The 15,184-nt window shown below is 65.4% G+C and carries 18 protein-coding genes and 1 pseudogene; 9 read left to right on the top strand and 10 right to left on the bottom strand.

What is annotated here, in order from left to right; all coding sequences use genetic code 11:
• Window positions 1-7 precede the first annotated feature (7 nt).
• Window positions 8-1,036, bottom strand: a complete 1,029-nt coding sequence (locus tag TSA1_RS22865; RefSeq protein WP_100178301.1) for a TRAP transporter substrate-binding protein — start codon at window positions 1,034-1,036, stop codon at window positions 8-10.
• A gap of 222 nt (window positions 1,037-1,258) precedes the next feature.
• Here TSA1_RS22865 and TSA1_RS22860 point away from each other — a divergent pair, with 222 nt between their 5' ends.
• The 4 genes and pseudogenes from TSA1_RS22860 to TSA1_RS22845 all read left to right on the top strand — a co-directional run bounded on the left by TSA1_RS22860 (window position 1,259) and on the right by TSA1_RS22845 (window position 4,571).
• A complete protein-coding gene (locus TSA1_RS22860; RefSeq protein WP_100178300.1) occupies window positions 1,259-2,461 on the top strand; it encodes a CaiB/BaiF CoA transferase family protein in 1,203 nt (400 codons plus the stop codon).
• A 28-nt stretch (window positions 2,462-2,489) separates the two neighbouring features.
• A pseudogene (locus TSA1_RS22855) lies at window positions 2,490-2,960 on the top strand (MaoC family dehydratase); the annotation flags it as partial.
• Window positions 2,960-3,811, top strand: coding sequence for an HpcH/HpaI aldolase/citrate lyase family protein (locus TSA1_RS22850; RefSeq protein WP_174719031.1), 852 nt, complete (start codon window positions 2,960-2,962; stop codon window positions 3,809-3,811). The pseudogene TSA1_RS22855 and the gene TSA1_RS22850, both read left to right, overlap by 1 nt.
• Window positions 3,812-3,830: 19 nt before the next feature.
• The gene (locus TSA1_RS22845) at window positions 3,831-4,571 is read left to right on the top strand and encodes an IclR family transcriptional regulator (protein WP_100178297.1); all 741 of its coding nucleotides are present in this window, start codon (window positions 3,831-3,833) and stop codon (window positions 4,569-4,571) included.
• 10 nt (window positions 4,572-4,581) lie between these two features.
• Here the strand turns inward: TSA1_RS22845 and TSA1_RS22840 are convergent, their stop codons facing one another.
• The 3 genes from TSA1_RS22840 to TSA1_RS40940 all read right to left on the bottom strand — a co-directional run bounded on the left by TSA1_RS22840 (window position 4,582) and on the right by TSA1_RS40940 (window position 6,276).
• The gene (locus TSA1_RS22840; RefSeq protein ID WP_174719030.1) at window positions 4,582-4,962 is read right to left on the bottom strand and encodes a hypothetical protein; all 381 of its coding nucleotides are present in this window, start codon (window positions 4,960-4,962) and stop codon (window positions 4,582-4,584) included.
• Window positions 4,963-5,322: 360 nt separating this feature from the next.
• Window positions 5,323-6,120, bottom strand: a complete 798-nt coding sequence (locus TSA1_RS22830) for a fumarylacetoacetate hydrolase family protein (protein ID WP_100178294.1) — start codon at window positions 6,118-6,120, stop codon at window positions 5,323-5,325.
• 33 nt (window positions 6,121-6,153) lie between these two features.
• On the bottom strand, window positions 6,154-6,276 hold the full coding sequence (locus TSA1_RS40940) for a hypothetical protein (protein WP_283814381.1): 123 nt from the start codon (window positions 6,274-6,276) through the stop codon (window positions 6,154-6,156).
• Window positions 6,277-6,329: 53 nt separating this feature from the next.
• On the opposite strand from TSA1_RS40940, the gene TSA1_RS22825 reads away from it, so the two are divergent.
• Together TSA1_RS22825 and TSA1_RS39830 are read left to right on the top strand one after the other, a co-directional pair.
• On the top strand, window positions 6,330-6,548 hold the full coding sequence (locus tag TSA1_RS22825; RefSeq protein WP_100178293.1) for a hypothetical protein: 219 nt from the start codon (window positions 6,330-6,332) through the stop codon (window positions 6,546-6,548).
• The gene (locus tag TSA1_RS39830; protein ID WP_174719029.1) at window positions 6,545-6,721 is read left to right on the top strand and encodes a hypothetical protein; all 177 of its coding nucleotides are present in this window, start codon (window positions 6,545-6,547) and stop codon (window positions 6,719-6,721) included. The genes TSA1_RS22825 and TSA1_RS39830 overlap by 4 nt, the downstream gene beginning before the upstream one ends.
• 74 nt (window positions 6,722-6,795) lie before the next feature.
• Here TSA1_RS39830 and TSA1_RS22820 read toward each other — a convergent pair whose 3' ends face one another.
• The 4 genes from TSA1_RS22820 to TSA1_RS22805 all read right to left on the bottom strand — a co-directional run bounded on the left by TSA1_RS22820 (window position 6,796) and on the right by TSA1_RS22805 (window position 9,512).
• A complete protein-coding gene (locus tag TSA1_RS22820) occupies window positions 6,796-7,902 on the bottom strand; it encodes a trypsin-like peptidase domain-containing protein (RefSeq protein WP_100178292.1) in 1,107 nt (368 codons plus the stop codon).
• 155 nt (window positions 7,903-8,057) lie between these two features.
• Window positions 8,058-8,393 carry a hypothetical protein gene (locus TSA1_RS22815; RefSeq protein WP_100178291.1) on the bottom strand — a complete coding sequence of 112 codons (336 nt, stop codon included), beginning with the start codon at window positions 8,391-8,393 and terminating at the stop codon, window positions 8,058-8,060.
• A gap of 87 nt (window positions 8,394-8,480) precedes the next feature.
• Window positions 8,481-8,972: an Hsp20/alpha crystallin family protein gene (locus TSA1_RS22810; RefSeq protein WP_100178290.1), complete on the bottom strand. Its 492-nt coding sequence runs from the start codon at window positions 8,970-8,972 to the stop codon at window positions 8,481-8,483.
• 78 nt (window positions 8,973-9,050) lie between these two features.
• Window positions 9,051-9,512, bottom strand: a complete 462-nt coding sequence (locus TSA1_RS22805; RefSeq protein WP_100178289.1) for an Hsp20 family protein — start codon at window positions 9,510-9,512, stop codon at window positions 9,051-9,053.
• Between the two features lie 329 nt (window positions 9,513-9,841).
• On the opposite strand from TSA1_RS22805, the gene TSA1_RS22800 reads away from it, so the two are divergent.
• From TSA1_RS22800 to TSA1_RS22790, 3 genes are read left to right on the top strand one after another with little or no spacing between them, the layout of a single operon-like run.
• Window positions 9,842-11,056, top strand: coding sequence for an ABC transporter substrate-binding protein (locus TSA1_RS22800; protein WP_100178288.1), 1,215 nt, complete (start codon window positions 9,842-9,844; stop codon window positions 11,054-11,056).
• Between the two features lie 8 nt (window positions 11,057-11,064).
• On the top strand, window positions 11,065-12,798 hold the full coding sequence (locus TSA1_RS22795) for an FAD-dependent oxidoreductase (protein WP_100178287.1): 1,734 nt from the start codon (window positions 11,065-11,067) through the stop codon (window positions 12,796-12,798).
• Window positions 12,799-12,813: 15 nt separating this feature from the next.
• Entirely contained in the window at window positions 12,814-13,608 is a 795-nt protein-coding gene (locus TSA1_RS22790; RefSeq protein ID WP_100178286.1) for an IclR family transcriptional regulator, read from the top strand.
• Window positions 13,609-13,613: 5 nt separating this feature from the next.
• Here the strand turns inward: TSA1_RS22790 and TSA1_RS22785 are convergent, their stop codons facing one another.
• Window positions 13,614-14,393: an SDR family NAD(P)-dependent oxidoreductase gene (locus tag TSA1_RS22785; RefSeq protein ID WP_100178285.1), complete on the bottom strand. Its 780-nt coding sequence runs from the start codon at window positions 14,391-14,393 to the stop codon at window positions 13,614-13,616.
• A 39-nt stretch (window positions 14,394-14,432) separates the two neighbouring features.
• On the bottom strand, window positions 14,433-15,176 hold the full coding sequence (locus tag TSA1_RS22780) for an aspartate/glutamate racemase family protein (RefSeq protein ID WP_100178284.1): 744 nt from the start codon (window positions 15,174-15,176) through the stop codon (window positions 14,433-14,435).
• Between the last annotated feature and the right edge of the window lie 8 nt (window positions 15,177-15,184).

Below are 15,184 nucleotides of genomic sequence, written 5' to 3'. Positions count from 1 at the left end.
TGCCGCGCTACTTCGCGCCGCCCGCAGCGAGCAGACCTTCGAACTCCTTAAGGGCGGCAGAGGCCTGCTTGCCGCGGCCGTCCAGCGCGGTCGCCCATTCCTGCGCGACGCCCTTGAGCTTTTCCTTCATTTCCGCACGCGTCGCCTCGGGCAGCGCGGTGAAACTGATGCCCTGGTCCTTCATCTTCTGCTGCGTCGCGTCCTGCTCCTTGTCGACGTCGGCGCAGGCCCTCGGCGTGATCGCTTCGGACGCCGCGTCCATCGCCTTCTTCACGTCGTCGGGCAATTTGTCCCAGACCGATTGATTGATCGAGTAGGCAACGATGAAGCTGCCGAAGCTGACGCCTTCGGTGGCGTATTTGACGAGCTTGTCCAGACCATAGGCGGCGACGCTGTCCATGGGGAAGAGCAGCCCGTCCATGGTGCCGCGCGACAGCGATTCATAGGCGTCGGGCGCGGCCATGCGCACCGGCACCGCGCCGAGCGTGCGCACGGTCAGATCCTGCGCACCGCCGGTGGTGCGCAGTTTCAGGCCCTGCATGTCCTTGATGGTCTCGACCTTCGCCTTGGCGGTCCACACCTGATAGGGCGGCAGCACCACGGCCATCAGCAGCTTGATCTTGTTGGGCGCATATTCTTGTTTGGCGAGGATGCCTTCCCGCGCTGCCTTCCAATAAGCGAGCGTGCCCTGGCAGCTGGTTGCGAACGCGCCCGGCAATTGCGCGACCTCGGAAAGCGGCATCTTGTCCGAGACGTAGGACGGCCCGATGTAGCCGATGTCGACCACGCCGGACTGGGTGAGCCGCAGCATGTCGGTGGCCTTGCCGATCTGCTGGTTGGGATAATGTGTGAAGGTCACGGCGCCGTTGGTGCGCTTGGCGACATCGTCCATCCAGGGCTTCAGCATCAAACGGACGAGATAATGGTCGGCGGGGAAGCTGTCGGCGACTTTCAGCTCGAGCGCCTGCGCCGACAATGTCGAGACCGGCAGCGAGAACGCGAACGCCGCGGCGGCCCAGACCCAATTTCTCTTCATTTGCTTTTCTCCCTGACGCGCCCTCACGCCGAAGCGGCCGCCAATCGCTGCAGCCGGTCCGGCGTTACTTCTTGCTTGAGGAAGATGTACATATATGTGAATTTATCTGTCAAGTATATGAACTATGCATGGAGCCATGCGTCGAAGACCTCTGCCGACGAATTGACACCTTCAATTTGTGAACTCTAACTCCACCCATATGAATTCATCCCACGAGGCCTCATGGGACCGCTCGCCGGCTTCACCATTCTCGACCTGACCTCGGTGCTGATGGGCCCCTACGGCACGCAGGTGCTGGCCGACATGGGCGCTGATGTCATCAAGGTCGAAAGCCCCGAGGGTGACATCGTCCGCCAGATCGGTCCCGGCCGCGCGCCGGGCATGGGCGGGATGTTCCTCAATGCCAATCGCGGCAAGCGCAGCATCGTGCTCGACCTCAAGAAGCCGGAAGGCCGCGAGGCGCTGCTGCGGCTGGCGAAGCGCGCCAACGCGCTGGTCTACAATGTGCGCCCGCAAGCGATGGCGCGGCTCGGCCTCGACTACGAGACGCTGGCCGCGATCAACCCATCGCTCGTCTATGTCGGCGCCTTCGGCTACGGCCAGTCCGGTCCCTACGCCGCAAAGCCCGCCTATGACGATCTGATCCAGGGCGCCGCCACCATTCCGACGTTGCTCGCCGCCGCCGGCGACGGCACGCCGCGCTACGTCCCGGTCACCATCGCCGACCGCATCGTCGGGCTGATGATGGTCAACGCGATTCTGGGCGGGCTGATGCACCAGCAGCGTACCGGTATCGGCCAGCGCATCGACGTACCCATGTTCGAATCGATGACGGAGTTCGTGCTGGTCGATCATCTGGGCGGACTCACCTATGATCCGCCGCTCGACCATGGCGGCTACGCCCGCCTGCTGTCGCGCTATCGAAAACCCTACAAGACCAGCGACGGCTATCTCTGCGTCCTCATCTACAACGACAAGCACTGGCGCAGCTTCTTCGAGGCGATCGGGCAATCGGAATTCCTCGACCAGCCGCGCTTTGCCAACCACGCGTCACGCACGAGGCATATCGACGAGATCTACGAGGAGATCGGCCACATCTTCCTCACACGCAGCACCGCGGAATGGCGCGAGCTCTTGGAGCGCGCCGACATTCCGGTGATGCCGATGCATACGCTGGAGACGATCCTGGACGATCCGCATCTGGATGCGGTCGGCTTCTTCAAGACGGTCGACCACCCCGTCGAAGGCCGTATCCGCCAGATGCGCGTGCCCTCGACCTGGAGCGTGACGCAGCCGGAAGCCGCCGGCCCCGCGCCGACGCTCGGCCAGCACGGCCGCGACATCCTGCACGAGGCCGGCTTCTCGACCGCAGAAATCGACCGGCTCGCAGAGCAGAAAGCAGTTCACCTGGCCGCGCCGCCTTGAGCGCGGGCGCAAGCCAAATCGCACGAGACAAAGGGAGGAAACCGCGATGGCCGGACTTTATTTCGAAGACTTTTCCGTGGGCCAGGAGTTCAGGCATCCGCTGACCCGGACCGTCACGGAAATGGACAACACCATGTTCAGCCTGCTGACGCTCAATCCGCAGCCGCTGCACATCGACGCGCATTTCGCCGAAAAGACCGAGTTCGGCCAGCGCATTTTCAACAGCCTTTACACCCTCGGCATCATGATCGGCATGACGGTCTATGATACGACCATGGGCACCACCGTTGCCAATCTCGGCATGACCGACGTCACGTTTCCAAAACCGGTCTTCCATGGCGACACCTTGCGGGCGACGACGAAGGTGCTTTCGTTGAGGGACTCCAAATCGCGCCCGAGGGCTGGCATCGTCGAGTTCGAGCACCACGCCCTGAACCAGAACGACGAGATCGTCGGAAAATGCCGCCGCATGGCGATGATGCACAAGAGGCCGGTCTGATGCGTTCGATGCTGTTCGTGCCGGGTGATTCCCCGCGCAAATTCGAGAAGGCGAGCGAAGGCAAGGCCGACGCGCTGATCATCGATCTCGAGGACTCCGTCGTCACCGAGAAGAAGGCGGAGGCGCGCGGGCTCACGCTCTCGATGCTGAAGAGCCGCCCCGGTCCGCACCAGCTCTATGTCCGCGTCAACGCGCTCGACACCGGCATGACGCTGGCCGACCTCGCCGCGGTGCTGCCCGGCAAGCCCGACGGGATCGTGCTGCCTAAATCGCAAGGCGGCGACGACGTGCGCCAGGTCGCGACCTGGCTCGAAGCCTTGGAAGCTGCGGCCGGCATCGCGGTCGGCACGACCCGTATCGTCTGCGTGGCGACGGAAACCGCAGGCTCGATCTTCGGCCTCGGCAGCTACAAGGGCTGCTCTCCCCGGCTCGCCGGATTGATGTGGGGTGCGGAAGACCTCTCGGCCTCGCTCGGCGCCACCGAAAAGGCCTCAGGCGGCGTGTTCCACAGCCCCTATCGCCTCGCGCGCGATCTCTGCCTGATGGCGGCGGCCGCGGCCGAGGTTGCGCCGATCGACACGGTCTATACCGACATCGACAATCTCGCCGGCCTCGAGCAGGAGACGCGCGCGGCGCGCCGCGACGGCTTTTCCGCCAAGGCACTGATCCATCCCAAGCACGTCGACATCGTCAATGCGGCGTTCGCGCCGACCGACGCCGAACGGAGCTGGGCGGAGAAGGTGATCGCGGCGTTCGCGAGCAATCCCAATTCCGGCACGCTGCGGCTTGACGGCCAGATGATCGACAAGCCGCATCTTCGCGCCGCGAAGAAGATCCTCGGCCAGCCCTAGGAAGGACGCAAAGCCCGCCATGATCGTTCGCCAAGCCGCAAACGTCCTGGAGATCATGGAATTCTTCGCGCAATCGAGGAAGCCGGCGACGCTTGCGGAGATCGCCGATCATTTCGGCTGGCCGCGCTCCTCGACCTTCAACCTGCTCGCGACGCTGTCGGAGAAGGGCTATCTCTATGAGCCGCGGCCGCGCGCCGGCTTCTATCCGACGCCGCGCTGGCTTGCGATGGCGCGGATGATCTCCGAGGTCGAGCCGCTGCCGCCATGGACGCACCAGCTGATCTCCGATCTCTCGGCCGAGACCGGCGAGACCGCCTCGATCGTGGCGCCGGCCGGCGTGATGGCCGTGTTCATCGACGTCGTCGAATCCGCGGCCGCGATCCGCTATTTCGCCACCATCGGCCACCGCGTGCCGATCCATGCGACGGCCAGCGGCCGCGCGCTGCTGCTGCAATATTCGCAGGAAGAGCGCGATTCCGTCTATCGCAAGATCGAGTTCAAGCAATACGGCCCGTCGACGCCGATCAGCATCGAGGCGGTCGAGACCGAGCTGCGCAATTCGATCGCGCGCGGCTATTGCCAGAGTTTTGGCGATTACAGCCGCGACCTCGCCGGCGCCGCGATCCCCTTGCCGATCGGCGACCGCCGCCTCTCGGTCGTCGTCGCCGGCCCGGAATTCCGCATCGGCCCCAAGGTCGGCGAGGTCGCCGCGCTGATCGCCCGCACGGTCGATCGGCTGCGGCCTAAGGCGTCGGCTTGAGGCTGCGGTCTCAGTCGAAGCCCTGAACCGGCGGTGTCGGGGCTTGCGCCGTGGCGGCAGGCGCAGCTTGAACCGGCGGAGCCTGAGTGCCGGCAGCTCTCATCGGACCGTTGGCATTCATGGCCTGCCGCGTGCGCGCTGGGCCGCCGGTCGCGGCCGCGCGCCGCGGCTGCCGGTGTCCTGCCGACCGCGAACCTCGCACGCCCCAGGACCGGGCGATCGAAGGCCCGGCGGTGTAGCCGATCAAGGCGCCGGCGACCGCACCGACCGGTCCCAGCACGACCGCACCGGATACCGCGCCAAGCGCCGCATCGCCTGCGCGCTCCTGCGCGAGCGCGCTCACGGGCACACAGGCCAGCATTGCGACAGCAGTGATCAGAGCTTTGGTCATCGGAGCGCCTCCCTCACGGGAAATCACTCGTGCTCAAATATGGCCACAGGAGGTTCGCTTGCCGGCCAACAAATGGCAATCGGCAGGTGGAACCCAGAAGCGACGATGGCAACCCGCTTCCCGTGTGGGTTACCGCACATGCTTTGCGGCGGCGCCTTGCCGCACGCCTCGTCCTTCGAGACGACCGCTTCGCGGCCCCTCAGCATGAGGCTAAGCGGCGTCCGCGCTCGTTGAAACGAGTGCCGCGCAGCCGGACCTCATCCTGAGGGCCCGCCAGCGGGGGGGCGTCTCGAAGGATGGCGACGGGCGAGATCACTCGCATATGCGATTGCTTCCCCGCGAGCGGGGAGAGGCAAAGAGCTACACGATCTTGATCGACATGTCCGGCAGGCCCTCGAGCTTGCACAGCAGCACGTCGCCCTTCACGACGGGGCCGACATTCTCAGGCGTGCCGGAATAGATGATGTCGCCGGCCTTCAATTCGAACGCTTCCGACAGCTTTGCGATCTGCTCGGCCACGCTCCAGATCATCTTGCTGAGATCCGAGTTCTGCTTCACCGTGCCGTTGACCGCCAGCGAGATCGCGCCCTTCTCGAAATGGCCGGTCTTGCTCGCCGGATGAATCGGACCGAGCACCGCGGCATGGTCAAAGCTCTTGCCGATCTCCCAGGGCTTCTTCTCCGCAGCCATGCCGTTCTGGAGATCGCGCCGCGTCATGTCGAGGCCGAGCGCGTAGCCATAGACATGGTCGAGCGCCTTATCGACCGGGATGTTGGTGCCCCCGGACTTCAGCGCCGCGACCAGTTCGACCTCATGATGATAGTTCTTGGTCAGTGACGGATAGGGATGGTCGGCGACCTCGCCGACCGCGACGTTCTGGATCGCGTCCGTCGGCTTCTGGAAGAAGAACGGCGGCTCGCGGTTCGGATCGGAGCCGCGCTCGATCGCATGTGCCGCATAGTTGCGGCCTATGCAGTAGATGCGCCGGACCTGGAACACCTGGGTCTCGCCGACGATCGGGATCGTCACCATCGGCACCGGAAAGATCGGCTTGGGTCCGGCCTGCGCCGCGGCCGGAGCGACCTCGGCCATGGAAACTGCGGTGGCGGCCACTGCGGTTGCGAGCAGATCGCGTCGCGTCGGTGAGGTCCGTTTCATCTCATGGGCTCCCTTCCTTGTCATTGGGCCGCGTCAAGCGCGCCAAGCCGGCTGATAGTCGATCTTCAGCGTGCCAGCAACAGAAACGGCTACGGTGCGAGCTTCGAGGATCTTGACACCGGTTTCGCGCTGAATATTTTTTCGGTCGAGAAGCACTTTCTCACCCCTAGAAATCAAAGGATCCAACGCGACCGTCTGGAGAGACGACGATGCTCGATGAGAATCTGGCCCGCATACGTGCGCACCGCAACAACATTCACCGCTACCGGCGCCTGCTGAAGACAAGGCTGTCGCAGCTGGAGCGCAATTTCATCGAGAGACGCCTGGCGGAGGAGAAGTCGGCGCTCGATGCGCTGACCGCGGCGACCTTCCCCCTTGACTTCCATGTCTCCGGAGTGCCGGCCGAGGCGATGGGGGTGGCGCGATGAACCGGCAACGGGAACTGCTCATCCGCGGCAGCGAGAAGGTGATCGGCCACTACGAGCTCCTGCTTGCAAGCGCGAAGACCGAGCATGAGCGCGAGCTTTATCGGCAACGCATCGAGCGCGAGCGTCGGCTGATCCGTGACCTTCAGGGCTATGCGGACCACCGCGCCGCCTGAGCCGGTAGCGAGCTTATAGTCAATCACCATTGCGAGGGGCGAACCGCCGTTCGCGAGCCGCCCCCGCATTCGATCTAGCGAACTAGGCGCTGAGGAGCTTCCAGCGCACCGCTGGATTGGGTCGCCGGCGCCACGCGCACGGTCGCGGTGAGCGGCGCGCCGTTGCGCAGCAGCGTGAGCCTCACCTCCTCGCCGACGCGCGCAAGGCCGATCGTGTTGCGAAGCTGAGCGGCGGTGCGGATCGGACGCTCATCGGCTGCCGTCACGACGTCCCCCTTGCGCAGGCCCGCCCTTTCGGCGGGCGAGTCTGCTGCGATCTCGGCGATGACGGCGCCTTGGTTAAGTCCCTTGTTGACCGACGGATGCAGGTCCTTCAGCGAGACGCCGATGCGGCCGCGCTCGACGCGGCCGCTCGCGATGATCTGCTCCATCACCTTGCGCGCCATGTTGACCGGAATGGCGAAGCCGATGCCGACATTGCCGCCGGCGGGCGAGATGATCGCCGAGTTGATGCCGACCAGTTCGCCGCGCAGGCTCACCAACGCTCCGCCGGAATTGCCCGGATTGATCGCGGCATCGGTCTGGATGAAATCCTCATAGCCCTGCTTGCCCAGGCCGGTGCGGCCCAGCGCACTGACGAGGCCGGACGTCACGGTCTGGCCGAGGCCGAAGGGATTGCCGATCGCGAGCACGAAATCGCCGACATCGAGCGCATCGCTGTCGCCGAAGGGGAGCGCCTTGAGGCCGGCCGGGTTCTGGATCTGGAGCACGGCAACGTCGGTCGGCGGATCGCGCCCGATGACCTTGGCGGAGAATTGCCGGCCGTCCTTGGTCGTGATCTGAACGACGGAGGTGCCTTCGACCACATGATTGTTGGTCAGCACGTAGCCGCGCTCGGCATCGACGATCACGCCGGAGCCGGTCGCGTTGACCTCCTTTTCGATCTGCCGGGGAACGTCGAAGAACTCGCGGAATAGCGGGTCGCGATAGAGCGGGTTGTCCTCCCGCACGCGGCCGTGCACGGAAATGTTGACCACGGCGGGCGTCACCCGGCGCACCAGAGGCGCCAGGGTCGGCACCGAGCCGCCGGTCTTCATGTCGGGGATTTGGCCGGCGGCAGGCTGTGACGCTGTCAGCGTCAGTACCAGCATCGCCAGCAAGAGCGGACGCACAGCATTCATCTTTCTTCCTGCCGCTTTGAAGGGATATCGGAGAACGGAGTGGCTTCAACCGCCGCGTGACGCGACGATCCAGCCTTGCATGGCCAGGAACGGAGCGGCGAAGACCGCCGAGGCCTGACCGAGCAGCACGAGTCCCAGAACAGTCTGCGTGAGCATCATGGGCTTCGCCCCTCTGCGGCGGCCCAGGGCCGCCGCAGCCGCATCGGCACGCCGCCGCCGCGCGGCGGATCGTCATCGTCGTTGTCGCCGTCGAGCTTGCGCAGCGCGGCCAGGATGTCGGCGAGCCGGACCGTGTGGCTCATCCCGGGAATCTCACGCAATCCGGGACAGGATTCGACCGCGTACATGTCGGACGCCCAGGACGACAGGATGATCCGCTTCTCCGGCGGAGAGAGCTCCGTCGCGTTCAGGACCTCGACGGGCGAGTCGTAATGGGCGGCGGGATGAAACAGCGGGTTGAGAGTGCCGCTATTGGAATTGACGTTGGTCATTGTTGGACCTCCCCTCATGCTCCTTTCCAAGGGACGGGCTTGTTGACGATGGGACGGCGACTCCGACCGCCGCCGTCCCTTTTGATGTCAGTGCGTGTTGATCGCGATGCGCTTGACGCCTTCACGCGCTTTCTCGGATTTCGGCAGCGACACGGTCAGAACGCCGTTCTTGAACGAGGCCTCGGCCTTGTCCTCCTCGACGCCCTCCAGCGGAATCTGCCGCTCGAACGCGCCGTAGTAGCGCTCGGTGAAGTATCTGCCCTCGCCGTTGCGCTCGGCCTTCTTCTCGCCGCGGAGTGTCAGCACGCCATTGGCGATCTCGACCTGGACGTCCTTCTCGCTGAGGCCGGGAAGCTCGGCCGAGACGGTCAGCGTCTTGTCGGTTTCGCTGAGCTCCACCTTCGGCCAGCCGAAGCGGCCCTCCATCAGCGGCGACAGGCTGGTCGGCCCGAAGCCGCGGAAGACGTCGTCGAACAGACGGTTCATCTCGCGATGAAGCGTCAGGAAGGGATCGAAATTGTCGCGCGCAGGCGCAAGCTCCTGTTTCCCTGACCAGGGAATGAGATCACGAAAACCCATGGCTCTCTCCTCCATGCATCGGGGAAGCGCGGCCCGCGCATCGCGCGCCGCGCTCCACTATCTCGCTTGCTCGAAAGCTCAAGCCGCTTTCTTCTGTTCGATCTGCGACGCCGCAGGCGCGGCACCCGCAATCGGGATCCTGCGCGGCTTCATCGCTTCCGGAACCTCGCGGACGAGGTCGATGATCAGGAGACCGTCCTGGAACGACGCCTGCTTCACCTGGACATAGTCGGCGAGGTTGAACACGCGCCGGAACGGCCGGGCGGCGATGCCCTGGTACAGATATTCCCGCGCGGCGGTCTCGGGTTTCCTGCCCTCGATCGTGAGCGCGTTCTGTTCGGCCGTCACCGTGATGTCGCTGGAGCCGAAGCCCGCCACCGCAAGGCTGATCCGGTAGTGGTCCTCGCCGGAGCGTTCGATGTTGTAGGGGGGATAATTGTCCTCGGTCGCCTGGCGCAGCGTGCTGTCGACGAGGTCGGCCAGATGATCGAAGCCGATGGTGGAGCGCCACAGGGGCGCGAAGTCGAAACTGGTCCTCATAACCAAGTCCTCCTGAGAGCAAGATGGATACGAAGGAGCGCAGGACTGGGTATCAGACAGGGTCCGAAGACCGGCCCGGCGCCCGTACCGGACCCGATCTGGCGTCCGGCACACCGCTCTCGCGGCGTAAAACGACTTAGAAAACCGAAAAACGCTTTCAAGGGGCCGGTTCGAAAAATTTTGAGGGCTGCTCGCAGGCGCGGGACACGTGTTGGAGTCAACCGCTGCCGTCCCCGCCATTCGTTATTGACAAACTAATTCGCCTATATCTAATTTACCTCCAGAGTGACCAGCCGCGCCTTGCGGCCAATAACAGAGAGGAAACAACCATGAGAGGGCTTCTGGCCTGCGCCATGCTCGCGGCCATGACGTCGGCTGCCATAACCACACTCGCGAGCGCGCAAGTCTCCGACGATGCGGTGCGGATCGGCGTGCTGACGGATCTGTCGAGCTGGGGCCGCGACAACTCGGGGCCTGGCTCCGTCGAAGCGGCCAAGATGGCGGTGGAGGAATTCGGGCCGACCGTGCTCGGCAAGCCGATCGAGATCATCAGCGCCGACCACCAGATGAAGACCGACGTCGGCGTGCAGATCGTGCGCGGCTGGTTCGACAACGGCAAGGTCGACGCCGTCGTCGACATCCCCAATTCCGGCATCGCGATCGCCGTGCACAACATGGTGCGCGAGCGCAACAAGATCGCTCTGCTGTCCGGCCCCGGCGCGAGCTCGCTGACCGACGAGCTGTGCAGCCCGAACACCGTGCATTTCACCTACGACACCTACGCGCTGTCGAAGGTGACGGCCTCCGCCGTGATCAAGGAAGGCGGAAAGTCCTGGTACTTCATCACCGCGGACTACGCCTTCGGCCAGCAGCTCGAGAAGGACGCGACGCGCTTCATCAACGAGATGGGCGGCAAGGTGCTCGGCGGCGTCAAGCATCCGACCAACACCGCGGACTTCTCCTCCTTCGCGCTGCAGGCGCAGAGCTCGAAATCCGACGTCGTCGCCTTCGCCAATGCCGGCCAGGACACCGACAACGCGATCAAGCAGTCCGGCGAGTTCGGCCTGGTCCAGGGCGGCCAGAAGCTGGTCGGCCTGCTGATGTTCGACACCGACGTGCACGCGGTCGGCCTCAAGGCCGCGCAGGGCACCTACATGACCACGGCGTCGTACTGGAACATGGACGAGGCGACGCGTGCCTGGTCGAAAAAATTCTACGAGCGCACCAAGGTGATGCCGACCATGATCCAGACCGGCGTCTACGGCTCGGTGCTGCATTATCTGAAGGGCATCAAGGCCGCCGGCACCGACGATCCGGCCAAGGTGATGGCCAAGATGCGCGAGCTGCCGATTGAGGATATCTTCGTTCACGGCGGCAAGCTGCGCGAGGACGGCCGCGTGATCCGCGACATGTATCTCGCCAAGGTGAAGTCGCCCGAGCAGTCGAAGGAGGCGTGGGACTATCTGGATATCGTCAAGACGGTGAAGGGCGAGGACGCCTTCCGTCCGGTTTCCGAGTCCAAATGCCCGCTCCTGAAGAAGTGAGGTGAACGATGACCGGCAACGAGCATAGCGCAATTGAGACTTACGAGTGCGACGTGCTCGTGGCCGGATCGGGTTGCTCCGGCATGTCTGCCGCGATCACCGCGCGCCATCGCGGCCTCGACGTGCTGATCGTCGAGAAAGAGCCGCGCTTCGGCGGCACCACCGCGCGCTCCGGCGGCTGGCTCTGGATTCCCGGCACTTCGCTGGCGAAGGCCTACGGCATCGCGGAGACGCCGGACCAGGCCCGCACGTATCTGCGGCACGAAGCCGGCAACAATTACGACGCGGCGCGGGTCGATGCGTTCCTGAGCGCCGGCCCCGAGGCGGTCGATTTCTTCACCACCAAGACGGCGCTCCGCTTCGACATGCCGCTGGTATTCCCGGACTATCATGCCGAAGCGCCCGGCGGCGCGCAGGGCGGCCGCTCCATGGTGACGCGCCCGTTCGACGGCCGCGAGCTCGGCGACCTCGTCAAGACGCTCGGCATGCCCCTGCCCGAGCTCACCGTGTTCGGCATGATGCTGGGCTCCGGCAAGGAGATCATCCATTTCATGCGGGTGACGAAGTCGCTGACGTCGGCGGTCTACGTCGCCAAGCGACTGTCGCGGCATCTCATGGACGTGCTGCGCCATGGCCGCGGCATGACGCTGACCAACGGCAATGCGCTGGCCGGACGCCTCGCCAAATCCGCGCTCGACCTGAAGATTCCGATGTGGCTGTCTTCGCCGGTGCGCGAGCTGACGATCGAGAACGGCACCGTCACCGGCGCCATCGTGTCGCGCGAGGGACGCGACGTCCGCGTCAAGGCGCGCCAGGGCGTCGTGCTCGCCTGCGGCGGCTTTCCGCATGACGTCGAGCGGCGCCGAAGGATGTTTCCGCACGCGCCGACCGGCGTTGAGCATTTTTCACCGGGTCCGACCGGCAACACCGGCGACGGTCTGCGGCTCGCAGAATCCGCCGGCGGCCACGTTGAGGATCGCCTGCCCAACGCGGCGGCCTGGGTGCCGGTGTCGCTGACGACGCGCAAGGACGGCTCGAAGGGCGTGATGCCGCACTTCATCGACCGCGCCAAGCCCGGCGTGATCGCGGTGATGCGTGACGGCAAGCGCTTTGCCAATGAGGGCAATTCCTACCACGACTTCGTCCAGGCCATGGTCAAGGCCTCCAAGCCTGGCGAGGAGATCGCGGCCTATCTCGTCTGCGATCACAAGACGCTGCGCAAATACGGCCTCGGTTGCGTGCCGCCGTTTCCGATGCCGCTCGGTCACCACCTCGATACCGGCTATCTCATGCGCGGCGACACGCTGGAGGCGCTGGCAGCGAAGGCCGGCATCGATGCGAAAGCGTTCGCCGAGACCGTCAGGCAGTTCAATGCGACGGCGCCGCTCGGACACGATGCCGCCTTCGGCAAGGGCTCGAAGGCCTATAACCGCTATCAGGGCGACGCCATGCACGGCCCCAATCCCTGCATCGCGCCGATCGAGAACGGGCCGTTCTACGCCATCAAGATGGTGATCGGCGATCTCGGCACCTATGCCGGCATCGTCACCGACGAGAATGCGCGGGCGCTGGACGCCGAGGGCCGGGTCATCCCCGGCCTCTATGCCGCCGGCAATGACATGGCGAGCATCATGGGGGGCAACTACCCCGGCGCCGGCATCACGCTTGGGCCGGCGCTGACCTTCGGCTACATTGCCGGCCGTCATCTCGCCGACAGCGCCGCCAAGCGCGACGCGGCGTAGCGCGATCGGAGGCGCATGAAGAGGGAAAGCCGCGGCATCCAGTCGATCGAGGTCGGCGGAGAACTGCTTCGCGCGCTTGCAAGGTGCGGCGAGCCGATGATGCTGCGCGATCTCGCGCGCGAGGCCGGCATGACGCCGGCCAAGGCGCACCCCTATCTCGCCAGCTTCTCGCGCATCGGGCTGATCGAGCAGGACGAGACCACCGGCCGCTACGAGATCGGCGCGCTGGCGCTGGAGCTCGGCCTCATCAGCCTGCGCCGGCTCTCCGGCGTGCGCATCGCAAGGCCGAAGATCGCCGCGCTCGCGAGCCAGATCGGACATGCAGTGTCTCTCGCGGTCTGGGGCACGCACGGCCCGACCGTGGTGCAACTCGAAGAGCCGGCTCAACCCGTCCACATCGTCATGCGCGCCGGCTCGGTGATGGCGCTGCTGGAGACCGCGACGGGCCGGGCCTTTGCGGCCTTCCTGCCGGAAAAGACGATCAACGCCGCGCTCGAGGGCGGCCTCGACCGTCACGGCGTCGGCTACAATCCGAGGCGCACCGTGAAGGGCGCCAAGCTCGCCGAGATGCTCGACGAGGCCCGCAAGCACGGCCTCGCCCGCGCGCTCGGCGATCCCCTGCCCGGCGTCAACGCGTTCTCGGCCCCGGTGTTCGACCATTCCGGCCATGTCGCGCTGGTCATCACTGCGATGGGGCCCGAAGGCACGTTCGACGCGCGCTGGGACAGCCCGATCGCGCACGCCTTGCGGGACTGCGCCGGCGGGATCTCGAAGCGGCTGGGTCACGGGATGACGGTCGCGGCGGAGTGAGCGCCCTACTTCTCCTTCACCGGCACCGTGTAGTTCAGGATCAGCCGGCCGCCATCCGGATAGATCGTCTGCCCCGTGATGTAGGACGCATCGTCGCTGGCGAGGAAAGCGACGACCGACGCCACCTCGCTCGGCTCGCCGCCGCGGCCGGCCGGCGTACGCGACATCACGGTCCTGCGGGCATCCTCGGAGGTGTAGATGGACGACGCCACCATATCGGTCAGGATCGTGCCCGGCCCGACCGCGACGACGCGGATGTTGTGGGGGGCGAGCGCGACGGCGGCCACTGATGTGAGCTGCTTCATGCCGCCCTTGGACATCGCATAGGTCGCCAGCGCCGGAATCGCCAGCAGCGCGTTCACCGAGGACATGTTGATGATGACCCCGCCGCCGCCTTGCGCGATCATCTGCCTGGCGGCGGCCTGCACACCGAAGAACGCGCCTTTCAGATTGATGCCGATGATCTCGTCGAATTCCTCTTCGGTGATGTCCAGGATGTCCCGGTTGCGGGCGACGCCGGCATTGTTGACCATGATGTCGAGCCGGCCGAACTCCTTCACGGCGGTGGCAACGAGCTCATCGACATCAGCACGCTTGGCGACATTGCCGACGACGGTGCGCAAGGCATCGGGACGCCCGAGCTCGGCGGCCGTCGCGGCGAGGCCCTCGGCATCGACGTCCGAGATCACGACCTTGACGCCGTCATCGAGCAATCTCTTCGCGCAGGCCTTGCCGATGCCGCGTGCCGCGCCGGTGATGGCGGCAACCTTACCGGATAGTTTCATGGGTTCGCTCCAGGACTTGTGACGATCTCATGGACGCGTTCACGCAAACACGCGCGGGCGCAGTCCGGCATGAAACCAGGTGATCATGGAATAGATGTCGTAAACCGGCAGCCCCACCTCGGCCTGGAGCGCGGCCGCGTAGGGCGGCATGTTGGTGCATTCAAGCACGATCGCGCCGACGTCGGGATTCTTGGCGACGAGCTGCTTGCCGGCCTCGACCACGTCACGCTCGGCCTGCGCGATGTCCATGTCGTCCTTCTCGGCCTTGATCAGGACGCGGAAAAACTCCTTGCCGTTCTCGGTGCCGACCAGCGGCGTGTCGAGCGGCACGCCGGCACCTTCCAGATGGGCCGGCGTCAAGGTCGAGCCCGACACCGTGACGAGGCCGACGCGCTTGCCCGGCGGCAGAGTTGCCTGCACCCATGGCACCTGCATCAGCGACGAGGTCGCGACGGGCACGCCGACGGCCGCTGCGATCTCCTTCTGGAACAGCGAGAGGAAGCCGCAATTGGTGGTGATGGCCTCGGCGCCGAGCCGCACCAGATCCTTGGCCGCATCGATGAAATCAGGCAGCAGTCCCGCCGCGCCCTTCAGCACCACCTTCTCGGGCGAGGCGCCGCTCACCACGCGATAGAGCACGGGGAACGGCCAGGTCGTGCCGTTGCCCATGTCACCGGGAATGCGGGGGAAGCGCGCTTCCAGCATCAAAATGCCGAGCGGCGCACCATAGATGGCCTTGCCGCCACGGGCGATGCGGGAGGGCGAATGGGCTGAGCTGGTCATGCTGCGAT

Origin of the sequence: Bradyrhizobium nitroreducens, assembly GCF_002776695.1 — a bacterium.
GTDB classification, from domain to species: Bacteria; Pseudomonadota; Alphaproteobacteria; order Rhizobiales; family Xanthobacteraceae; genus Bradyrhizobium; species Bradyrhizobium nitroreducens.
The sequence above is the reverse complement of the archived record's forward strand: the minus strand, read 5'-3'. Positions and strand labels throughout refer to the sequence as shown.